Annotated in this window: 22 protein-coding genes; 14 read left to right on the forward strand and 8 right to left on the reverse strand. The window is 62.6% G+C overall.

Annotated features, from left to right (window positions below; translation table 11 throughout):
- Positions 1-154 precede the first annotated feature (154 nt).
- The gene (locus C8N35_RS18280; protein ID WP_245926854.1) at positions 155-490 is read right to left on the reverse strand and encodes a helix-turn-helix domain-containing protein; all 336 of its coding nucleotides are present in this window, start codon (positions 488-490) and stop codon (positions 155-157) included.
- 301 nt (positions 491-791) lie between these two features.
- Between C8N35_RS18280 and C8N35_RS23915 the strand changes: the two genes are divergently transcribed.
- The 3 genes from C8N35_RS23915 to C8N35_RS18290 all read left to right on the forward strand — a co-directional run bounded on the left by C8N35_RS23915 (position 792) and on the right by C8N35_RS18290 (position 3,464).
- Positions 792-932: a hypothetical protein gene (locus C8N35_RS23915; RefSeq protein ID WP_170122158.1), complete on the forward strand. Its 141-nt coding sequence runs from the start codon at positions 792-794 to the stop codon at positions 930-932.
- Between the two features lie 641 nt (positions 933-1,573).
- The gene (locus C8N35_RS18285; RefSeq protein WP_107991160.1) at positions 1,574-2,707 is read left to right on the forward strand and encodes an AraC family transcriptional regulator; all 1,134 of its coding nucleotides are present in this window, start codon (positions 1,574-1,576) and stop codon (positions 2,705-2,707) included.
- Between the two features lie 307 nt (positions 2,708-3,014).
- Complete coding sequence (locus tag C8N35_RS18290) at positions 3,015-3,464, forward strand: MerR family transcriptional regulator (protein WP_107991161.1); 450 nt, start codon at positions 3,015-3,017, stop codon at positions 3,462-3,464.
- A gap of 452 nt (positions 3,465-3,916) precedes the next feature.
- Here the strand turns inward: C8N35_RS18290 and carA are convergent, their stop codons facing one another.
- The gene (carA, locus tag C8N35_RS18295; protein WP_107991162.1) at positions 3,917-5,128 is read right to left on the reverse strand and encodes a glutamine-hydrolyzing carbamoyl-phosphate synthase small subunit; all 1,212 of its coding nucleotides are present in this window, start codon (positions 5,126-5,128) and stop codon (positions 3,917-3,919) included.
- Between the two features lie 371 nt (positions 5,129-5,499).
- On the opposite strand from carA, the gene C8N35_RS18300 reads away from it, so the two are divergent.
- From C8N35_RS18300 to C8N35_RS18335, 8 genes are all read left to right on the forward strand, one after another.
- Complete coding sequence (locus tag C8N35_RS18300; RefSeq protein ID WP_107991163.1) at positions 5,500-5,949, forward strand: GatB/YqeY domain-containing protein; 450 nt, start codon at positions 5,500-5,502, stop codon at positions 5,947-5,949.
- Between the two features lie 332 nt (positions 5,950-6,281).
- Complete coding sequence (gene dnaG / locus C8N35_RS18305) at positions 6,282-8,222, forward strand: DNA primase (protein ID WP_107991164.1); 1,941 nt, start codon at positions 6,282-6,284, stop codon at positions 8,220-8,222.
- Positions 8,223-8,769: 547 nt separating this feature from the next.
- Complete coding sequence (gene rpoD / locus C8N35_RS18310; RefSeq protein WP_107991165.1) at positions 8,770-10,818, forward strand: RNA polymerase sigma factor RpoD; 2,049 nt, start codon at positions 8,770-8,772, stop codon at positions 10,816-10,818.
- A gap of 146 nt (positions 10,819-10,964) precedes the next feature.
- Complete coding sequence (locus tag C8N35_RS18315; protein ID WP_146177428.1) at positions 10,965-11,537, forward strand: hypothetical protein; 573 nt, start codon at positions 10,965-10,967, stop codon at positions 11,535-11,537.
- Positions 11,538-11,737: 200 nt separating this feature from the next.
- Complete coding sequence (locus C8N35_RS18320) at positions 11,738-13,129, forward strand: DUF6311 domain-containing protein (RefSeq protein ID WP_107991167.1); 1,392 nt, start codon at positions 11,738-11,740, stop codon at positions 13,127-13,129.
- A gap of 64 nt (positions 13,130-13,193) precedes the next feature.
- A complete protein-coding gene (locus tag C8N35_RS18325; RefSeq protein ID WP_170122159.1) occupies positions 13,194-13,718 on the forward strand; it encodes a DUF1499 domain-containing protein in 525 nt (174 codons plus the stop codon).
- A gap of 168 nt (positions 13,719-13,886) precedes the next feature.
- Complete coding sequence (locus C8N35_RS18330) at positions 13,887-14,414, forward strand: hypothetical protein (protein ID WP_107991169.1); 528 nt, start codon at positions 13,887-13,889, stop codon at positions 14,412-14,414.
- Positions 14,415-14,587: 173 nt separating this feature from the next.
- Positions 14,588-14,998 carry a DUF3775 domain-containing protein gene (locus C8N35_RS18335; RefSeq protein ID WP_107991170.1) on the forward strand — a complete coding sequence of 137 codons (411 nt, stop codon included), beginning with the start codon at positions 14,588-14,590 and terminating at the stop codon, positions 14,996-14,998.
- Between the two features lie 109 nt (positions 14,999-15,107).
- On the opposite strand, the gene C8N35_RS18340 is transcribed toward C8N35_RS18335, so the two are convergent.
- Positions 15,108-15,461, reverse strand: coding sequence for a DMT family protein (locus C8N35_RS18340; RefSeq protein ID WP_107991171.1), 354 nt, complete (start codon positions 15,459-15,461; stop codon positions 15,108-15,110).
- A 169-nt stretch (positions 15,462-15,630) separates the two neighbouring features.
- On the opposite strand from C8N35_RS18340, the gene C8N35_RS18345 reads away from it, so the two are divergent.
- Complete coding sequence (locus C8N35_RS18345; protein ID WP_107991172.1) at positions 15,631-16,533, forward strand: DMT family transporter; 903 nt, start codon at positions 15,631-15,633, stop codon at positions 16,531-16,533.
- 55 nt (positions 16,534-16,588) lie between these two features.
- Here C8N35_RS18345 and C8N35_RS18350 read toward each other — a convergent pair whose 3' ends face one another.
- Both C8N35_RS18350 and C8N35_RS18355 read right to left on the reverse strand, forming a co-directional pair.
- Complete coding sequence (locus C8N35_RS18350; protein ID WP_107991173.1) at positions 16,589-18,199, reverse strand: bifunctional metallophosphatase/5'-nucleotidase; 1,611 nt, start codon at positions 18,197-18,199, stop codon at positions 16,589-16,591.
- A gap of 95 nt (positions 18,200-18,294) precedes the next feature.
- Positions 18,295-18,684 (reverse strand): DUF423 domain-containing protein, encoded by a 390-nt coding sequence (locus C8N35_RS18355; protein ID WP_107991174.1) that lies wholly within the window; start codon positions 18,682-18,684, stop codon positions 18,295-18,297.
- 146 nt (positions 18,685-18,830) lie between these two features.
- Between C8N35_RS18355 and C8N35_RS18360 the strand changes: the two genes are divergently transcribed.
- A complete protein-coding gene (locus C8N35_RS18360; RefSeq protein WP_107991175.1) occupies positions 18,831-19,355 on the forward strand; it encodes a GNAT family N-acetyltransferase in 525 nt (174 codons plus the stop codon).
- Between the two features lie 344 nt (positions 19,356-19,699).
- A complete protein-coding gene (gene ppa, locus C8N35_RS18365) occupies positions 19,700-20,236 on the forward strand; it encodes an inorganic diphosphatase (protein WP_107991176.1) in 537 nt (178 codons plus the stop codon).
- Between the two features lie 124 nt (positions 20,237-20,360).
- On the opposite strand, the gene C8N35_RS23720 is transcribed toward ppa, so the two are convergent.
- The 3 genes from C8N35_RS23720 to C8N35_RS18380 form a co-directional block, all read right to left on the reverse strand.
- Positions 20,361-20,708, reverse strand: a complete 348-nt coding sequence (locus C8N35_RS23720; RefSeq protein WP_146177429.1) for a hypothetical protein — start codon at positions 20,706-20,708, stop codon at positions 20,361-20,363.
- A 230-nt stretch (positions 20,709-20,938) separates the two neighbouring features.
- Positions 20,939-21,247 (reverse strand): putative quinol monooxygenase, encoded by a 309-nt coding sequence (locus tag C8N35_RS18375; RefSeq protein ID WP_107991178.1) that lies wholly within the window; start codon positions 21,245-21,247, stop codon positions 20,939-20,941.
- Between the two features lie 79 nt (positions 21,248-21,326).
- Complete coding sequence (locus C8N35_RS18380) at positions 21,327-21,635, reverse strand: putative quinol monooxygenase (protein ID WP_170122160.1); 309 nt, start codon at positions 21,633-21,635, stop codon at positions 21,327-21,329.
- Positions 21,636-21,940 lie beyond the last annotated feature (305 nt).

A 21,940-nucleotide genomic window follows, 5' to 3' on the forward strand; every position in this document is an offset into this window, starting at 1 on the left:
TTGGTGATGTTCGGCTGAGCGGGCCTTATAGGGAAAAAGTAGTGGGGCGGAAACCCCTGTCGACAGCTTCTGGCTCCCGAAAGGCAAAAAAAACGTCGTTGCGAGGGATGGTACGAGACGGGCCGAGAGACTTTTCGAGAGGGCGGTTCAGGCCTCAGTCTCGCGCGGGCGTCGAAGATCCGGGCCCCGATCCGGCCGGCGATATATCCTCGCCGTGCGGCGCGTCTTCGGCGCGTGGGGCCTGCGCGGGCTTGTCCTCCTTGTGGCAGGTCTGCCCGTCGAAATCCGTGATGCCGAGGGAAAGCGCATAGCAGGCGAGGCGCACGGATTTGGGAATGTCGACCTTGCGGCCGTCGCGGTCGCCCTTCTCGTAATACTGGATCATCCGCTTCTTCAGGCCGAGCTTTTCGGCCGCGTCCTTCTGCTTCCAGCCCAGCGACTTGCGCCAGTCGCGGAACTGTTCCGGCGTCATTGCGGAAGAGGTGTTCATGTCAGCGGGTCTCTTTGAAGGGGCGGCGCGGCGGCGAATGTCCGCGTCGGTGCGTTGCAGATCCTGCGCTCGCGCGGTGGCGGGCGGCGCATTCTAGCCGAGTCCCGTTTCGTGCACCAAGTGCGCATTTCTTGACAAGTGTGCACTGTGTGCACATATTCCCGACAGGAGCACTCAGTGCGCTTGCGGCAATGCGCCGACGAAGCCCGGCAGCCATCGTGGAGGGCAGGAGATCTCGTCGCGTGCGGCACGGGCAGGGCATGTGCCTTGTCGGCCGTTTCACTTGAAGGAGTTTTATAAAATGTACTCGGATCTGGTTCTCACCCGGTGTGCGATTGGCCGCGACAGGCTGGACCTGCATCGTCACGCGACGTTTCGCTGTGCCTTGGCGCGGCTGGTGCGCTCGCTGTTTGCGGTCTTCGGATATCGCGACCGGCACTGACGGGGTTGCCACCGGACGGGGCGCGCGCGATTTCTTGCGGCATCCCGGACGGTTACAACCACCGCGGCGTAACGCCGTACTTTCTCGCGGATTGTTACGTTGTCTTAACAAGGAAACGTGTGGAAACAATCGGGGTTAGCCAACGCTGGGGCAGGCGGCAGCGGAGGGCTTTGAATGTGGCGGTTTTGTGCCGTTTTTACACCTTTCGCAGTCGTATTTTCAGCCGACGGGTTCGGCCCCTGAATTGCCACATCGAGCGATTAACTGTATCAACTGATAAACATTAAGCTATTCGGATTTATGCCGAAGTTCGGTGGTTGGCATGCCTTCCAACGTAACGTATCAGATGGATCCATTCAGCGAACTTGTTTACATGCAAAGCGCTGAGTGACGTTATCTCACCGGAGGTGCGGTACGTCACCACCGCGAACAAGTCTGCGGTCTGGCCCATGCGGATCGCTCACTAGGCCTGCTGAAGCTATGCAGCCCCACGTGCACACGGTGTCGCGCGATCCGTTCGCGGGGCGCCTTTTGCTTTCGTGACGTCTATCAAACCCTCCGTCGTCGGCCGCTCGGCCGGGACGGTTTCAAGAAAAGTACAGGAGCGGCCGTCCTCGCCGCTCGAGTTGGTCCGCCGGGTCATGATTCAATCCGAAAATGGTCGCAAGCAGCATGATCTCGCTGCGGAAGACTTGGCGGTGCTGCGTGGCGCAGACATTTCCGCCGATGGCGATACGGGTGATGCCTTTCTCGTGCATTGCCGCAGTCTCAACGGCTTGCCGAATTATCTGTCGATGCGCGGCGTCGACTATTCGAGCCTGGCGAACCAGGTCGGTCTCGGCGATGCCGACACCACGGCCACCGACAGCTACGTTGCGCTTGATGCCTTCGCCCACCTGCTGGAGCTGGCGTGTGAGGCGGCGGACGACGAGTGTCTGGCCCTGCGCTGGACCTCGCAGGATACGGAAGGCAACCACGGCACCCTGCCGCTGTGTTTGCGATACGTGCCGAATCTCAGGGTGGCGCTGGAGACGCTGTCCCGTTTCATGAGCCTTCATATCGACGTTTCGGATGTGTCTGTGCATTTCGACGGCAACGCCACGCTGTCATGGCGTTACTCTCCGCTGATTTCGCGGGTGAACCAGATCACCGATCGCAACGCCTGTCTGTTCGTGTCGTGGCTGACGACGGCTTTGCCGCGCTCCGAATATCCGGTGGAGGTGAAGCTGATGCGCGAACGGCCGAAATCCTCGGCGCTGCATCGCTCGCTGCTCTCCGCCAGTCTGCAATTTTCCTGTGAGCGCAACGAAATCGTCTTTCCCGGCCGGAGCCTCGATCTGCCCAACCCGATGGCCGACGCGCATCTCTTCCAGGCATTGTGCGATCTCAATCTGCGATTGATGCGCGAGCGTCGGCGGCAGGATGACATCGTCCTGAAGGTCCGTGAGGAGATCATGGTCGTCGCGCGGGTGGAGCAGAAGCCGGTCAGCCTGGAATTCGTGGCGCGCCGGCTGGGTCTGAGCGCGCGTGGACTTCAGCGGCGGCTCGCCGCCTGCGGGACGAGTTTCAACGATCTGGCGGACGGTCTGAGACGGGATGCGGCCAAACGATATCTGGAAGAGACGGACCTGATGGTGTCGGAAATCGCATACCGGTTGGGTTTCTCCAGCATCGGAAATTTCACCCGCGCGGCAAAGCGGTGGTTCGGCCGTTCGCCGCGGGACTATCGCAGCACCATGCAATCTGACCGGGAAGGTTCAAAAGGGCTCTCTTGATGGGTTGTGTTGTCGCACGTCCCCTTGAGCTAAAACTTAGGCGCGCCGAGAGAATTACGTAAGGCGAGGCGATGCCATATTCCCACCGTTCCCATGGGACATGTTGTGACTGCCCTGAAGGAACCAAAAGGGGGCAACGATAACAAAAAGAACGCATCGGACGAATACAGTCCCTTCCGCCGTTGCCGGAAGCAAAACGGAGAAGGAAAAACGTCCGGGAATAAAGTGAGTGTCGTTGCGTTCGCGCAGCGGCGAGGCCGATGGGTGGACGGCCAAAACAACCATAATCCACTGGCAAGTAGGCAAAATGAACACAATACCAACAACAATCGCCGCCGTTCCTGACATCGCAGGTCCCATCCCGCACTCGACTGACGACGGCAAACTCCACTCGATCTCGGAAATGGCCGAGATGTTTGACGTAACCCTGCGGACCCTGCGCTTCTATGAAGAGAAGGGCCTGCTCAACCCTGTCCGTCGCGGCTCCCGCCGCTTCTATCGCGAGCAGGAAATCGGTCGCATGCGGGTGATCCTGCAGGCGAAGCGAATCGGTCTGACCCTGGTTGAGATCCGTCAGGTTCTCAAGCTTGTGGAAGGCAAGGGCTCGCGTGCGGATCAGCTCAAGAACCTGCGTTCCATCTGCGCGTCCCAGCTCGACCTGCTCGAAGAGCAGACCGAGACGGTCAAGCAGCAGCTGGCAGAGACCAAGCAGATCGTCAACGATCTCGACACTCTCGTCTCCGCCGAGGTTCTCTAGGGAACCCTCGTTAACCGGACGCCGATGCGCCCGGGTACATGATCAGAATATCTCTGCTGCCTTACGAGGCATGCGCGCCGGGAAGACCCGGGTCGCGCTGTGATCCAGTGAAGTCTCGCGCGGTTGGGTGCCATTTGCGATTGCCTCTGGCAAATCGTTCGGCCCCGACCGTGCGGCAGACTTCCCGCCCGCCGTCTCCCGCGTCGGCGACCGGTCGCCATCTTTCTCCAAACGTCCCGTTCCACTCCCCCTCCGCCGCCGGGTTGCGCATACGCGCGGCGGGCATGAACGCCTGGCGAGCGCCGGTGTCGCCATCATTCCGCCCGGGCAGTCCGAAAGCCGGGAGCATATGAAGTCGACGCCCTGTCTTTCCCCACCGTTCAGGCGCGGAAAGAAAAAAGGCGCCGGAAGGCTGTTCCGGCGCCTGGCAGAAGGGTGTGAGGCGGTGCTCGTCAGGCCGCCGCGCTGCGCTCGGGCAAGGGCTGCTCGCCGTTGCGCTCGCGAATCAGATTGATGAACCGCGTGAAGAGATAGTGGCTGTCGCGCGGGCCGGGCGAGGCTTCGGGATGGTACTGCACGGAGAAGACCGGCTTTTCCTTCAGCCTGAGGCCACAGTTGGAGCCGTCGAAAAGCGAGACGTGGGTTTCCTCGACGCTGTCCGGCAGGCTTTCGGTGTCGACCGCGAAGCCGTGGTTCATCGAGGTGATCTCGACCTTGTCGGTCGTGCGGTCCATGACCGGATGGTTCGCGCCGTGGTGGCCCTGGTGCATCTTCTTCGTCTTGCCGCCCAGCGCCAGGCCGAGCAACTGATGGCCGAGGCAGATGCCGAAGACGGGCACGCCGCTATCGATGGCGGCACGGATCGTCGGCACGGCATATTCACCGGTCGCGGCCGGATCGCCCGGACCGTTGGACAGGAACACGCCATCCGGCTTGAGCGACATCAGGTCCTCGGCGCTCGCGGTCGCGGGCAGAACGGTTACCCGGCAGCCGCCGTCGGCCAGAAGCCGCAGGATGTTGCGCTTGATACCGTAGTCGATGACCACCACATGGTATTTCGGAGTGTCCTGACGTCCGTAGCCTTCGTTCCAGCGCCAGGGCGTCTCGGTCCACTCGAAGCTCTGGCCGGTGGTGACCTCCTTGGCCAGATCCATGCCTTCAAGACCCGGCCAGGCGTTGGCCTGATCCTTCAGGTCGTCGAAGTCGAACCGGCCGTCGGGCGCATGCACGATTACCGCGTTCGGCATACCGCTTTCGCGAATGCGGGCGGTGAGCGCTCGGGTGTCCACCCCGGCGATCGCGATGATGCCGCGCGCCTTCAGCCACGCGTCAAGGGCCCGGGTCGCGCGGTAGTTCGACGGAGTGGTGACATCGGCGCGAAGGACGGCACCGCGCACACCGGAGGCGCCGGCGAGATTGACGGTCTCGACGTCCTCCTCATTGGTTCCGACGTTGCCGATGTGGGGGAAGGTGAAGGTAATGATCTGACCGGCGTAGGAGGGATCGGTAAGGATCTCCTGATAACCGGTGATGGCGGTGTTGAAGCAGACTTCGCCGGGGGCGGAGCCGACCGCACCAAGGCCATGACCCTCGATCACGGTTCCATCGGCAAGGACAAGGGCGGCCGTGGGGGGCGTCGCAGACCAGGCGTCAGCGTTCGTCATGGGTTGCAATCCGGATCGGGTTGGTGACATCATGCGCACAAGCGAGACCGATTTATGGCCGATGATCGATCAGGTGATCAATCGCCGGAAGCCGGTTCGCGACAGGAACCCGATCAGCGTCACGCGTAAGATCGGTCAGGCCGATCGGCGCAGGCTGAAACGGAACACTGCACGAAAACGGCTCGAGCCAGGACGGCTCAAACCAGGCACGGTGCGCGCTCAGCCGCGCAGATTAGGGCAACCAGGACCGCGGGTCAACTCGCCATAGTGCGAAAATACTTGATATAAATCAACACATTAGGATCAGACAGCGAGTCGATGATGCAAATCTGGCTTGAACAGCTTCCCGTCTGCGGGGGCCTGCGCTGACCATGCGCGACCGCCTGAACGCCGCCCTCGCCGATGCGGTGGAAAAGCAGGACAAGCGTCGCGCGGCGACGTTGCGCCTGATATTGGCCGCCATCAACGATCGCGCGGGCGCGGCCCGCACCCAGGGACGCGACGGCGTTGCGCCCGAGGAGATTCTCGACATTCTGCGCAAGATGGTTCAGCAGCGCGAGGTCTCGGCCGTCGAGTACGAGGAGGCCGGCCAGATCGATCTCGCCCAGCAGGAGCGCGACGAAGCCGCCGTCATTCTCGAATTCCTGCCCAAGCAGTTGGACGAGGCCGACACGAAGGCCGCCTGTCTGGCGGTCGTCGATGAACTCGGCTGCAAGGGGCTGCGCGACATGGGCCGCACGATGGCGGTTTTGAAGGAGCGCTATCCCGGCCAGATGGATTTCTCCCGCGCCAGTTGCGTGGTGAAGGCGCTGCTGCATTAGAGCAAAGGTGCTCCCCGTATCCGTCATTCCCGGCTGATCGCGATCCGGTGCCGTTCCGCATCGCGAAACCGCGATTCGCCCGTGCATTCGGTCAAGCGCCGCCGCCTGGCGGCTTCCCGTGTGGTCTGGTCGGGGAAGCCGGCCGGGGGAGATCCGTGCGGGAGAGCAGCCTTGCACGGGAGGCCGCCGTGGCCTTCGGCGAGGCCCGGGGCTCGCGTTCGTGGGCTTCGGTTGCCTTCGTCTTCTCTTTCCCCGCTATCCTTTGTGCTTACATATGTCGGAACGTGCCCACAGGCGCTAAACTGGTTTTTTGCTCCTTCAAGATGAGACTCATGCGCTTTCCGCCTTCGCTCCTGGACGACATTCGCACCCGACTGCCCCTATCGGAGGTGGTGGGCAGGCGCGTGACCTGGGACAGGCGCAAGACGCAGGCCTCGCGGGGGGACTACTGGGCCTGCTGCCCCTTTCATCAGGAAAAGACCCCGAGCTTCCACGTTGACGACAGGCGCGGCCACTACAAGTGTTTCGGTTGCGGCGCCTCCGGCGACCACTTCCGGTTCCTGACCGAGACGGAAGGTCTGAGCTTTCCCGAGGCCGTGGAACAGTTGGCGCAGGCCGCCGGCGTACCGCTGCCCAAGCCCGATCCGCGCGCCGAGGAACGCCAGCAACGTCGCGCCGGGCTGGCGGAAGTCTGCGAGATGGCGGCGCGCTTCTTCGAGCGCGAGCTCTATGGACCCGCCGGGCAGGCCGCACGCACCTATCTGGAGCGGCGCAAGCTTACCAATGACACCTTGCGGGAATTCCGATTCGGCCTGGCGCCCAATGCGCGCGACGGGCTGAAGCGACACCTTCTGGAACGCGGCGTCGACGAGGCGACGATGGTCGAGGCCGGTCTGCTGATCCGGCCCGACAATGGCCGCCCCACTTATGACCGCTTCCGCAACCGCGTCATCATTCCGATCCAGGACGACCGCGGCAACGTGGTCGCTTTCGGCGGGCGGACGCTCGATCCCGATGGCCAGCCGAAATATCTGAACTCGTCCGAGACCCCGCTTTTCCACAAGGGGTCGATGCTGTTCAACCTGCACCGGGCCCGCCAGCCCGCCTTCGAGGCCGGTCAGGCGATCGTCACGGAAGGGTATCTCGACGCCATTGCCGTCTATCAGGCCGGTATCCGCCATGTGGTTGCCTCGCTCGGCACGGCGTTCACCGAAGATCAGATCGCACGCATGTGGCGACTGGCGCCCGAGCCGATCATCTGTTTCGACGGCGATCAGGCGGGCGTTTCGGCCGCCAATCGCGCCGTCGACCGGATTCTGCCGACGTTGAAGAGCGGCTATTCCTTCCAGTTCGCCTTTCTGCCAGATGGCAAGGATCCCGACGACCTGATCCAGAGCGGGGGGCGGGACGCCTTCCTGGCGGAAACGGGCAAGGCGCAGCCGCTTTCGCAAGTGATGTGGCAGCGCGAGGTGACGGACCGCGACATCGCCACGCCGGAACGGAAGGCGGCGCTGGAAAAGAGCCTTTACGACCTGATCGAGACGATTCGCGACGAACGGGTTCGGCGGCGCTATCAACTCGAGATCCGGCTGAAGCTCTCCAATCTGTTCTGGGAGGCGAGCCGTGGACCGCGTGATGGCAAGGGGCGCGAGGGGGCGCGCACCGGTGCGCTGCCGCAGCGAATCGAGACGCCGCACGGCCCGCAATTCTCCACCGAACGCACGGTCTGCGGTCTATGCACGCGCTATCTCGATCTTTTCGAGAAGAACGTGGAGCGAATCGCCCGGCTGCGTTTCAACGACGACCTGCACGAGGGTTTCAAGGCGGAGCTGTGCCGGCTGGCGGTCGATCTGGATGACGAGACGGTAGCCTCCTTCTTCGAGACGCTCGACCCGCGTTTCTACGAAATCCTGAACGAGGTGATGGTCGATCGCGCCCAGGGGGGCGAGGCGGCGCGCTTCCATCCCAACTGGACACGGCTCAGCGAGCGGCTGCAGGTGCTCAATTTCAATCCGTCGAGCGATTTCATCGAGCGCTGTTTCGAGCTTTTCCTCGATGAACTGGAGCTCGGCCAGCTTGAGCGCGAGATGGATCAGGAGCTGGAGGCGTCGCTGGAAGATATCGACGAACAATCCTGGCAGCGGATCCAGGCGCTCAAGCGGGAAGTCATGCGCCGCCGCGAGGAGCTTGGCCGGCGCGATCACGATCTGGCGGAAGAGGCGCGCAGCATCCGCACCGCACACAAGGCGAACGGCATGCGCAAGGCGGGCTGAGAGGGCGGAGCGGTGTCTGTTGTCCGCTCAGGCCATTGTCCGCTCAGGTCATGCAATGGCGGCGCGTAAAAAAGAATCGAGACAGGACTCGCGGTTTCAAGCTGAACGGTCGGGCGCTTTTATGGGGTGGTCTCTTACCTCAAGTCGGCTTTTTCTGCCGTGCAGAACAATCTTTTCGGCTTGACCGTAGAGAATCGCACTTGCGAATCGCGACGGCGAAGTTAAATAACCTCAAGGGACAGCATGAGCGCCGTGACAGGGATCGGCGAAAACACAAGATCTGTCCGATATCCGTGACGATTTTTCCGACGCCGGCAAAGGCAGCCAGCTTCGGTGTTGGCGCGTGTTCGCCATTTGAGAGGTGACGTCGGCGGGATGCACGCGAATGATCACCGGCGGTTACGGTTAAGCGGGGCTTAAGACACCCGGCGTATCACACATATGGGATTGAGCGGGCGGTTTACGGGCGAGCGCGCAGCAGGGACGAGTAGTGCCTTGCGCGAACAACAGCTCCCCGGCGCATGGTCCGGCGGTTTTGGAGTAGGACATGGTAGCCAAAGCGACGCAGGCGGAAGAGCAGACGGAAACGGCGAGCGAGACCTCTGACGGTCCCTTGCTCGACCTTTCTGATGCCGCCGTCAAGAAGATGATCAAGGCCGCCAAGAAGCGTGGCTACGTCACCTATGAGGAACTGAACGCGGTGCTGCCGTCGGAGGAGGTCACTTCCGAGCAGATCGAGGACACCATGTCGATGCTCTCCGACATGGGCATCAATGTGGTCGAATCCGACGAGGAAGCGGAAAGCGACAATTCCGACGACGACGATCACGCCGAGGGCGGCGATCTCGTCGAGGCCTCGACGACGGCAGTCGCCAAGACCACGACCAAGGAGCCGACCGACCGGACCGACGACCCGGTGCGCATGTACCTGCGCGAGATGGGCTCGGTGGAGCTTCTGTCGCGCGAGGGCGAAATCGCCATCGCCAAGCGCATCGAGGCCGGCCGCGAGGCGATGATCGCGGGGCTTTGCGAAAGCCCGCTGACCTTCCAGGCCATCATCATCTGGCGCGACGAACTCAATGACGGCAAGATCCTGCTGCGCGAGATCATCGATCTGGAAGCGACCTATGCCGATCCCGAGGGCAAGGGCGCCAACGCCGAGACGGGCGACGACGAGGACAGCGACGAGGAGGGCGCCGAAGGGGCAGCCGGAACCGTTACGCCCGGCGGCGCACCGCGGCCTGAAGCCAAGTCCGAAGCCAAGGGCGAGGGGGAGGCCGAGGGCGATAGCGAGGGCGACGGGGACGACGACGACGAGTTCGAGTCCAACATGTCGCTCGCCGCGATGGAGGCGGAGCTGAAGCCGAAGGTTCTGGAGACCTTTGACCGCATCGCCGACAGCTACAAGAAGCTGCGCCGCCTGCAGGACCAGCATGTCGAGAACCGTCTGCAGAACAAGACGCTGTCGCCCTCCCAGGAGCGGCGTCACAAGAAGCTGCGCGACGACGTCATCGAGGACGTGAAGAGCCTGTCGCTCAACCAGAACCGAATCGATTCGCTGGTCGAGCAGCTCTACGACATCAACAAGCGACTGATGGGCTATGAGGGCCGGCTGCTGCGGCTCGCCGACAGCTACCACGTCAGCCGCGTCGACTTCCTCAAGCAGTACCAGGGTGCCGAGCTAGATCCGAACTGGATCCGTCGGGTCGCCAACCTGTCCTCGCGCGGCTGGAAGGATTTCGTTGCCAAGGAAAAGGACACGATCCGCGAGCTGCGTCAGGAGATCCAGAACCTCGCCACCGAGACGGGGCTGGAGATCACCGAGTACCGCAAGATCGTGAACATGGTGCAGAAGGGCGAGAAGGAAGCCCGGATCGCCAAGAAGGAGATGGTGGAGGCCAACCTGCGCCTCGTGATCTCCATCGCCAAGAAGTACACGAACCGTGGCCTGCAGTTCCTCGATCTCATTCAGGAAGGCAATATCGGCCTGATGAAGGCGGTCGACAAGTTCGAGTATCGCCGCGGCTACAAGTTCTCCACCTATGCGACGTGGTGGATCCGCCAGGCGATAACGCGGTCCATCGCCGACCAGGCCCGCACGATCCGTATTCCGGTGCACATGATCGAGACGATCAACAAGATCGTCAGGACCTCGCGCCAGATGCTGCACGAGATCGGCCGCGAGCCGACGCCGGAAGAGCTGGCCGAAAAGCTGCAGATGCCGCTCGAGAAGGTGCGCAAGGTCCTCAAGATCGCCAAGGAACCGATTTCTCTGGAGACGCCGATCGGCGACGAGGAGGATTCGCACCTGGGCGATTTCATCGAGGACAAGAACGCGGTGCTGCCGATCGATGCGGCGATCCAGTCGAACCTGCGCGAGACGACGACCCGCGTGCTGGCGTCGCTCACCCCGCGCGAGGAACGCGTGCTGCGCATGCGTTTCGGCATCGGCATGAACACCGACCACACGCTGGAAGAGGTCGGCCAGCAGTTCTCGGTCACCCGCGAGCGTATCCGCCAGATCGAGGCCAAGGCGCTCAGGAAGCTGAAGCACCCGAGCCGCAGCCGGAAGCTGAGGAGCTTCCTGGACAGCTGAGTTCAGACAATATCCGAACCGCATGGAAAGCCGGGGCATTCGCTCCGGCTTTTTTGTCGACTGTCGGTTTGTTCGCCGCGTCGAATTCGCGCAGGACCAGTCTGAGTGAACATGATCGCGCCAAATCCGTCTGTCGTGAACTTGTCTTGAATCGCGATAGCGTTTATCCGCCATTCTTCAAATGGTTCGGGCGGGAGAAAACCTCAGGGGCAAGCGTCGGCTTGTTCATCGCAGGACCACCCAAAGCGAGAGAAGAGACGATGTCGACGCGGTTCGTTATGCTTGCAATCCTGATCTCCACGGGCCTCGCGGCTTGCGTAAGCAACGGGGCAGGCGTCAACGGACGGCTCGCCACGCCGCAGCAGAGTTCTTATCCGGAGATCGTCGCCGCATTCGTCGACCAGTGCGTGAAAGCGGACGGGGCGAGCAATGCTTCAGCCGGTAGCACCCTTTACCGGATCAAGACGTTCGATGAATCCTGTGAGATGACGGTCAACACCGACAGCGATGATGATACGGTCATTGCCGATCTCCTGACGAAAGAGCTGAAACGAGCCGATCCGCGGTTCGCGAGGCTTCCCAACGGTATGCTCGGCGCCGCCTGGACAATCGGCAAGGTCGCGAAGTGGTCGTCGAAGACAGGCACGCCCCTTGTTGCGCTGGGGCGCAGCTCAGCCCGGGATCCGCTCCTCATCCGTCGGTTCGGAAAGAGCCTGTAATTGCGAAGGAGTGTTCGTTCCCGGGGGCGCCAAGTTCTTTCAGTCCGGGGCTTTGCCGTGATCACGATGCCCGAAGGCTCAAAGGCCTTGCAAATGCCGTGGCGTTAATCATTCCCTTGTGGAGATTGGCGATAGTTCAGCCGGGCCGAGAGGGCCGGCTTTTCGCATTCGACTTTCCGTTTCCCGAGGCAGGCAGGGCGATGACGATCGCAAGGACGTTTTTTCGCGCTCTGCCGCCGCTGCTTCTCGGTCTCGCCGCCTTTCTCGCCGTTGTCGGGCCTCGTGTCCTCGATCCGACCAATATCGCCTGGCTTGAGAGTGCGGATACTGCCCAGCATTACCTCGGCTGGCTGTTCTTTCGTCAGGGGAGCTGGACGTTGTCGCCGGTGATGATCTGGCGACTGCACCCCGCTATAGGCCACGATACGCTGGCCGGGCATTTCATCATCCTTGCCGCACTTTACCTGGCCTTGCGGCCCGATGGCGATCACCGAAGAATCGCATGGGGCTTGCTGATCGTTGTCGCTTCGCTGGTGCACGCCTACCTGCTCGCGGTCGTGGTGCTCATTTGGCTGTGCGACATCGATCGGCATGCGGACGTTGTGCCATTTGTCGACTTCGCCGCAATCATCCCCGCGATGCTGGCGGCCTGCTGGGCCGCCGGCTATTTCGAGACTTCGGCCATCGCGGCGCCAGGCTATGGTCTCTACCGCTTCGATCTCGCCGGTTTTCTTGACCCCGGCAAGCCGTCCTATGGCCTGTGGTCACGCTTCATGCCGGATCTTGCCGGAGACGCGGGGCAGCACGAGGGGTTCGCGTATCTCGGCATGGGTGTCCTCGCCCTGCTGGCATTTGCTTTGGCGGCGATCGCGCTGGGGCGTGTCTCTGTCATCGGGCCGATCCGCACGTATCGCCCACTCGCCGTTCTCCTCGTTCTGCTCTTTCTGTTTGCGGCGACCAATCAGGTTCGTATGGCGGGCATGGGCTTCGATTATCCGTTGCCGGACTTCATCCTGCGCATCGCACAGATTTTTCGCGCCTCCGCCCGGATGATCTGGCCCGTCTATTACATGGTTGTCCTGTTGGCCGTCTTCGCCGTGGCGCGTGGTTATGGCCCCAGGTCGGCAAGCCTCATTCTGGTGGCCGTGCTCGCGGTGCAGATCGCCGATACAAGCTCCGGCTGGGTGCCGATCCGCGCACACTACATGCAGCCCACTTCCACCCGGTGGCACACGCCGCTTCAAAGTTCGTTCTGGCAGGAGGCGGCGCAGGTCTACGACAAGGTCCGCGCGATTTCGGACGAGCCGGTGAACCGACGCTGGAGAGCACTCTCCTATTATGCCGGAACCCATGGCATGACCACGGATGCGGTCTATCTCGCGCGCCTCGACGCGCAGAAACGGGATGATCTTCGTCGGCGCAACGAAGCGGTGCTTGAAAGCGGCCGCTACGATGCCGACACGCTTTATATCCTTGCCGCGGACAAGGGCGCGGAGGCGCGGGCATCGCTCGATACGGCCCACGATGCGCTGATGTGGGTCGATGGCATTCTTGTTGTGGCTCCGGGCTGGAGGGCTGCGGGCAGACATTGAATCTCCGGGGTCGGGCACCGTCCGGCCCATTGCATTTTTTCCGGTCGCAGCGGATGGTGTGGCCATGAAAACAGCCCTCATCGCAATCGTCGTCATCATCCTGGCCTGCGTCGCCGTCTTCTTCGGCTTCGGCAGGGAGCGGACCTGGGAAATCCTCTTCGGGCCGGCCGATCTCGGGCCGGTCAACGATTTCGCCGACCTGAAACGGCCGAAGACGCCGAACACGTTTCTCGCCTGTCCACGCGAGGTGTGCGTGCGCGAAGAGCCGGATCTGGTGCCGCCGGTTTTCGCCGCGGATCCGCATGAGTTGCGCCAGGCGTTGCGCCAAATCATCGAGGCGGAACCGCGGGTCGAACATGTGGCGGGCGACGCGGACGGACTGGGCGATCGCTACATCCAGCGCACGCGGTTTATGCGCTTTCCCGATACCATCGTCATCCGTTACCTGCCCGTCGATGTGGGGCGCACGACACTGGTGATCTATTCGCGCTCCAAGATCGGCAGCAGCGATTACGGCGTCAACGAGGAGCGCGTTCGGCGCTGGCTCAGGGCGCTGGAACTGGCCGTGCCCCCCATCGCGGCGGCCTGAACGTGGATTTACGCAAGTAAAATACCGCAACGGTATGCCGTTTCTTGTGCCAAATCGTAGTCAAAAACCGCGATTTGGTCGCATTGTCTCGACGTCTCCCAAGTAGCACGATAGAAGCCAGGTGGCTTGCCACCGCCTTCGTGGCAGGCGAGGGAATGGTCGGGTCTAATGAATTCTCTTCTGATATTCGCAGCTCTCATTACCATAGCGATCGCGATGGTGACCTGGTTCGGTGACGGACGCGAAAGACTCTGGGAGGCGGTCTTCGGGCCGCCGGATGAGGGCCCGGTGGATTTCGCCGCTCTGAAACCGCCAGCCACCTCGCATTTCTTTCTGGCCGCGCCCGATGAGGAGTGTCCGCAGACCAAACCGCAGATGCACGCGCCGGTGTTCGCCGTGGATTGCGCCCGCCTGCGCCAGGAAGTGATCCGCATCGTCCGCACCGAGCCGCTGACCGAACGCGTCGGCATGGATCCGGACTGGCTCGGTGACCGGTTCATCCAGCGCACGAGATGGCTCCGGGTGCCGGATCTCATTCAGGTGCGCTACATTCCGCTCGATACCGGCCACGCGACGCTGGCCATCTATTCGCGCTGTCTCATCCCCGAACACGGGGCCGGTCACAACGAGGAGCGCGTCAAGCGCTGGATCGCGGAACTGGAGCATTCGCTGAGCAACGCACCGCACACTGCCTGAGGTGCGCGGTACTCGACGCAGCGTCCAAAACACGTTTCTATATGCAGCGAATAGAATCGTGCCGGTGGCAAGTGCCTCCGGTGCATGCGGTCGCGACCGGTCAAGGATTTGACCGGCGAAAGCTGGCCGCATGGGCGGAAACATGTGGCTCAACAAGGGCGTGAGAACAGGCAATGGCGGTCGAGTTGGCTCTCAATCCGGATACGGTGCGGATGATCGTGGAAAAGGCGCGGGCCGTCAGCGGCACGATGCAGGACACGTTCGAAGGCGGCCATGAAGGCGAGGTGGAGTTCGATGCGGAAAACCTCGCCGAGGCCCACCGCCACGAAGGCCTCGCGGAAGAGGAAAGCGACGATCTGACCGAGGACGAGCTCGTCTCGCTGCTGAACGACCTGAACGTCGACGAGGCGGCGGAACTGGTCGCCATCACATGGATCGGGCGCGGCGATTACGAGCCTGCCGACCTGGAGGGCGCGATCGAGGATGCGCGCAACCGGGCGCTGGGGCCCACCGCCCGCTATCTCGCGCGCATGTCGTTTCTCGCCGATTACCTGGAAGCCGGGCTCGACGCGCTGGATCTGTAGCAATCGCAAACGTCGATCGCGAAGACGGTGTCCGACGCGACGGCGTTTTCGCACGCAAGACCCGAGATCCCTTTTTGATTTGAACGCGGGATGCTTCGGGAGGCCCCTCCTATCCGCGGAAGATGAAGGCCGCGCCGGCCGCGATGAGGGCGAAACCGATCAGGTGGTTCAGCGTGATCGGCTCCTTCAGGTAGACGACCGAAAAACCCGTGAACACCGTCAGTGTCACCACTTCCTGGATCGTTTTGAGCTGGGCGGCGGAATAGACCGTGTGGCCGATGCGATTGGCAGGAACCGCGAGCCAGTACTCGAAGAAGGCGATTCCCCAGCTTGCCAGCACGATCAGCACCAGCGACGCGCTCTTGACCTTCAGGTGGCCGTACCACGCGATCGTCATGAACAGGTTCGACCCGATCAGCATGATGACGGGCAGGATATGGGCGAGCTTTGGTGAAAGCGGCATTTGGAGGCACCAGTGCGACGGGAGCACGTGTTCTATTGCCAGCCCGGCCGGCGGGCAATCGTCTTTGTGAAAACACCGGCGGCGTGTTTCGGTTGCGAAGGCCCATGGATGGGCGCGTGATGAGCTTCCGCCACTTGCAAGAACCCCTTTCCTGGGATACCGGGGCGACATGAGCCGTCTTACAGCAAACCTTATCCTCCTTCTTACCGCCTTCATCTGGGGTTCGGCCTTCGTGGCCCAGTCCACGGCGATGTCGAGCGTCGGGCCGCTTTCCTTCACCGGGATGCGGTTTCTGATCGCCGCCGCCTGTCTCGCGCCTTTTGCTTTGCGCGAGGCGCGAAGGTATCGCCACGCGCCGGTGTCACGGGCGCACGTGCAGATGTTCATCGTCGTGGGGCTGGTTTTCTTTTTCGCCATCTCCTTGCAGCAATCGGCACTGGTGCTCACCAGCGTGACGAATGCCGGCTTCCTGACCGGGCTTTATGTCGTGATGGTGCCGATGCTGGGGGCGATCGCTTTTCACGACATGCCGCATCCGATCGTCTGGCCGGCGTCCGTCGCCTCTCTGGTCGGGATCTTCCTGCTTGGCGGAGGGGGACTTTCCGGGCTCAACTGGGGCGATGGCCTGGTGATCGTCTGCGCCGTCTTCTGGGCGGTGCATGTGCTGCTGGTGGGGCGCGTGGGCATGGCCAGCGGCCGGCCGCTGGCGCTCTCCTTTGTCCAGTTCGCCGTCGTTGGGGTCTGCGCCTTCGTGCCGGGGGTCCTGCTTGAGGACCTGACCTGGACCGGGGTGAAGGATGTCTCGTTCGAGCTCCTCTACACGGCCGTTCTGTCGGGCGGGCTGGCCTTTACGCTTCAGGTTATCGGCCAGCGCTGGACCAAGGCCGCGGACGCGGCGATCATCCTGTCGTCGGAGGCGCTGTTCGCCGCCATTTGCGGCGCCCTGTTCCTTGGCGAAAGGCTGACGCCGATGGGGCTTGCGGGCTGCGCGCTGATCTTCGCGTCTATCGTGGCGGTACAGGTGCTACCGCTTTTCGGCCGCCGTCGGCTGGTCCCGCCGCCCGGGTTGTGACTGGCCCAGGCGGCGATGTGCGGGATGTCTCGTGCCTTCGTGTAGGCGTGCGGCGTCAGTTCATCCGCCTGATCCTGCCATCTGTCGCCGGCTCGTAGCCGTTCGCCTTGTCGATATGGTCGGCGACCACGTCCTCCAGATTGGGGCCGTAGTCGTAGGCGTCGCGCCCCGCCTTGGCGAAGACCGAATAGCCGTCGCCACCCTGGCGCATGTAGTTGTTCGAGACCACGCCATAGAGCTTTTCGCGATCAAGCGCGACATAGCCGTCGCCGGAGATGACCTCGACCGAAACCACGCGGCTGCCCGCCGGCCTTGCCGCGTCCCACACGACCTTCATGCCGGCCACCTGCGGGAACCGGCCGGCGACATCCTCGACCTGGGAGAAGCCGTTTTCCAGTGCGACAAGCACGTCGGATCCCTTGAGGCGGAAGGTCGCCAGCGTGTTCTGGAAGGGCAGCACAGACAGCACTTCGCCCATAGTGACGTCGCCGGCATCGATGGAGGCGCGCAGGCCGCCGCCATTCTGGATGGCGATATCGATGCCCTGGTCCCTGACGCGGGCAAGCATGGCATCGGCGACGAGATCGCCCATTTCGCATTCCTGCTTGCGGCAGACGTCGCGCGAACCATCGATGGGCGCGCTGGTCCGGCCGACGATCTGGTTGCGGAGCTCGTCAAGGGGGGCGGCCAGTTCCGCGACGCGTTTGCTCGTGCCCTCGTCTTGCGCGATGCCGGCATCCATCAGGACCGGTGCGCCAGCGGCTGAAACCAGCTCGCCTGCATCATTCCACACGACATTCACCTCGCCCAGGAACTTGCCGTAGGCATAGGCCTGGACGATGGCCGTCTTGCCGCCTTCGGGGGTGTCGATGAAGGTCGGGTAGGGTCCCTCGGCCTTGTCGTCGGAATTGGCGAGATAGGTGTGGCTGTGGCCGCCGACGATGACGTCGATGCCCGGAACCAGGGCGGCCAGCTGCTTGTCGCGCTGGTAGCCGGAATGGGACAGCACGACGATCCGGTCGATGCCTGCGGCCTCGAAGGCCTGAACGGCGCCTTTCAGGGTCGCCACCGCGTCAAGGAAACGGACATCTTTGCCGGGCGAGGATAGCTCGCCGGTATCCTCCGCGGTCACGCCGATCAGGCCGATCTTCTCGCCGCCGACGTCAATGACGACGGCTCCCTTGAGTTTGTCCTTCAGGGCCGCCTCTCCTGAAAAATCGGCATTGGCGAGGAGTATCGGGAAGTGGATCGCGTTGATGAAGTCGGAGAGGACCTTCGGGCCGTCATCGAATTCGTGGTTGCCGACGACCATGGCGTCGTAGCCGATGCGGTTCATCAGTTCGGCCGCGACCTTGCCCTTGTATCGGGTGTAGAAAAGCGAGCCCTGGAACTGGTCGCCGCCGTCGAGCAGGATCACGTTGCCGCCGGAGGTGCGGATCGCGTCGCGGCGCTGGGTGATCGCGGTCATGAAGCGGGCGGACCCGCCGAAGCACTTGCCGGCCTGGTCGTCCTTGGCGCTGCAGGTGGAATCGTACTTGTTGATCGGCTCGATGCGCGAATGGAAATCGTTCGTATGCAGGATGGTCAATGCATAGTCGGCACGTGCCGCGCCGCCAACGACAAGGCCCGCGACGATCGCCGCGGAAAAAACAAGTGCAGTCTTCATGTCAGACCTCGTTCCGACCCAGGGTAAGGGGAGGGATACGGTGCCTTGAACCACTGCCGGTCGCAACACAAACCTGTCGCTGCGCAGTGCGACCCTTAGCTGACTTTCCTGCGGGCGAACAAGGCCGGCAGGGCAAGGGCGGCGGTCGTCAGCCAGCCCAGGATGAGCAGGCTTCCGCCGGTGGGGGCGGCATAGTGGAAGAGCGAGAAATCGAAGAAGGCGCGGGCGACCATGTCGCCGCAAAACAGCACGAGCCCGATCGTGACCATCAGCGCGGGCAGCACCGGCCGGCGGATGACCCGCCGTATGCCGGGAACGGCGAGGAGGATCAGAAGCGGCGCGTGACCAAGCGCCATGGCGGCGGCGGAGCGGACGAAATCGGAGGCATCGACATGGGCCGCGGCAGCGGAAAGTGCGACGCCGGCGGCGCCGGCGAGGCCGCCGCCGATGGCGGGCCAGACGAGGGGAGGCGTGTTGTCTGTCATGTGTCCCTTCCGGAGCGCTTTGAACGGGGCCTTTGCGATAGCATTTATCGCGCTCCCGGGGGAGAGACGGGGGAGATGTTTCTCCAAGTGAACGTGGTGGCGCGAAGGGGCTTCCAAGCCTTTCGGCAAACGCCTAGAGTAAAGTCATGAAGATCGAGGCCGTCACCATTCGTCCGGCTCGAGCAGAGGATGCCGACACGCTCGCCGACATCCACGATGCGGCGTGGCAGGGGACCTATCGGGGCATTCTCCCGGGTATAGAGCTGGAACGGCTTCTGTCCCGGCGCGGTGTCTCGTGGTGGCATGCCGCGATCCGTTACAAGACGCGCATTCTGGTTCTGGAAGTCTGCGGCACGCCCGCCGGCTACGCCACGTTCGGCCATAGCCGGCTCAAGCACCTGCCGTTTCCCGGCGAGATCTACGAGTTGTATCTCCAGCCCGATCATCAAGGTCTTGGTTTCGGCAGGCAGCTGTTCCTGGCGACGCGCGGTGCCTTGCGTTCGGCCGGAATGGCCGGCTTTGCGGTGCGGGTGCTCAAGGACAACCTGCCGGCTCGGTCGTTCTACGAGGCGATGGGCGGCGTGCTTTGCGACGAGAATATCGAGCGTATCGGCAGATCAGACCTTTCGGTAAGGATCTACGGCTGGGCGGAGCGCTCCAAACCCGGCTGACGGTGGGGGCGTACCGCCGGACTGGTTGCCGGCGTCCATGAAATCACTGGCGAAATTCGCTGCGGCGTGTTCCGCATCGACCGGTCGGGTCCGGTGCGGGGGTCGCGTGCGACGGACATCCCGCGCGACCTGACGTTGCTGCAACGCACACAAGGGGCTTGCACTTTGTCGCAGTCCCCGGCACAAAGCCGGCGAACAGCGGCGGATGGGACGTGCTTTCTCCCGCTGCCCATGACCTGCATCCCGTGGATGCCGGGTCCAGATCATTTTCACGATCTATCGCAAGCTTGGCCGGTCCGCAGGGCCGTTCAGCCTGCTCAAAATAAAGCGAAGGAACTCGCATAATGCGTATCGATGCCGTGCCGATCGGAAAGAACCCGCCCGAGGATATCAACGTGATCATCGAGGTTCCGGTTGGCGGCGAGCCGGTCAAATACGAGATGGACAAGGCGGCCGGCGCCATGTTCGTGGATCGTTTCCTCTACACCCCGATGCGCTATCCGGGCAATTACGGCTTCGTGCCGCACACCCTGTCCGACGATGGCGATCCGATCGACGTGATCGTGTGCAACCAGCGCCCCGTCGTTCCCGGCGCCATCCTCAACTGCCGTCCGATCGGCGTCCTGATGATGGAAGACGAGTCCGGCATGGACGAGAAGGTGCTTGCGGTTCCCTCCCCCAAGCTCACCCGGCGCTATGACCGCATTCACAGCTACACGGACCTGCCCGATATCACCATCAAGCAGTTCGAGCACTTCTTCGAGCACTACAAGGATCTCGAAGACGGCAAGTGGGTGAAGGTGAAGGGCTGGGAAGGCGTCGATATCGCCAAGCAGCTGATCATGGAATCGATCGAGCGGGCGAAGAACGAAAAGGCCTGACGAATATCGCAACAGGCCCGCTTCCCTGTCTGCCGGTGGACGGCAAGGGGGCGGACCCGTTCGCGTATTTTCAAGCGGGGGCAATGCCTCCGCTTTTTTTGCTTATCGGCCACACCCCAGGTGTTTAGCCCCAGTCTTCCCAGCGCGGGTGAAGATTGGCCAGCATGCGGCGGGCGAAATGGCGCCACATGGCCACGACCACCACGACCATTGCGACAAAGACGAGCCACGCCACACCGAAAGCGAAGCTGGTTTTTGTCGACTGCGTGGCGGCAGAGGCCAACACTGGCGTGAGGGCAACCATGGTGCCGATGCCCGCGGCGGCGGGCCAGTGACGCGTCGCGCCTGCAAGCCTGCCTCGAGAGGTGGGTCGAGCCTGCGATGCGTTCTGTGTTTCGCGCCGGGCCCCCACCCGATGCGTCGTCAAGTCGATGTCGTCTGCCCCGAAGGGCCTTCCACGATGGTACTGCATGGGGACCGTCCCCTTTGGTCCGTTACACTGACACGATCAATTATCGTGGTGAATGGGCCTCGACCGTGCCGGGATTCCGGCTGTCGCGGTGTGTTTTGGGGACGAAATTGTGGCGCCGGTGAACAGTGTGGCGCAAACGGGGCAAGGTTAACAACGGAACGCCAGCGTTCCTGCGGTTTCCGTCCGGCTCGCGCTCATGCCGCCCAGGGCAATCGTTAACCGGCGCCCCGTCAAAGAGAGGCGGTCTCGTTGATCGGAGCAAGGATCGTGCGGCGCGCAGGCTCAAGCAGATCGGGCTCGAAGCGCTCGAACAGGCTGCTGACATAGGCACGCCGGTTATGGGCCTCGTAGGCTTCCATCGTCTCCCAGTCCTGGACCACGAGGATGTCGGTTTCGGAACTGTCGGTGACATAGGAATCATAGCCGAGACACAGATCTTCCTCCCGGCTAAGCCGGGCCACGTCGACAAGAGCGCTCATGAGGTCGTCGCGCCGGTCCCGGCGCACGCGCACGTGAAACAGGATTGTCACGCTCGACATGCGAACCTCCGCGGTTGGACCGCCGCAGGCGGGCTGGCTGGCTTGGTCATGATTTCTGCCTCGCTTTCGGCGTCGCGGTTCACAGCAGGGTCTGTTCCTTTTCGATCGAGTACGTCCGCATGATGCTCGGGCGGGCGACAAAGGGTGCCGTTTCTTTCAAAAAGGTCTTCAGGCTTTGTGAATCGCAATGAGCTTTGAGCGCATGTGCATCCCGCCAAGCGATGGTGATGATGCAATGGCCGGGGTCTGTCGGCGATACATGTATCGCCTGAGCAATAAGCCCCGGATCGGCGCGGTGGGCGTCGATCATGGCGCGAGCCGCCTCGAGATAGACCTCGCGATACTGTGGCTTCAGATCGACTTCGACGATGGAGAACAGCTCTTTCACGACGCCTTCCGTCTGCATTCCTGCGGATGTTTGCCCTGGAGCGCGATTCTGGCGCGGTCCCATACCATCGCTGCGACTGACCGGTACGCCGTTTCATGGATCAACTTTCAGGTTGATATACGTCCGGGCGGGGTCGCATGCACATTTCTACGTATCCTAACGTATCAGTGTATCCTTGCCGGTGAAAATGCGCAGGTGAGGTTAATGCCAGGGCGAACGCGATACCGAGGCGGGCTTTGCATCAAAGGTGAGCCCACAGCCGTTCAGGCGGTTGCGCAAGGGCGCTAGGCGGCATAGGGTCCGTG

The sequence above is a fragment of the Breoghania corrubedonensis genome (genome assembly GCF_003053845.1).
In the GTDB taxonomy this organism is placed as follows: Bacteria; Pseudomonadota; Alphaproteobacteria; order Rhizobiales; family Stappiaceae; genus Breoghania; species Breoghania corrubedonensis.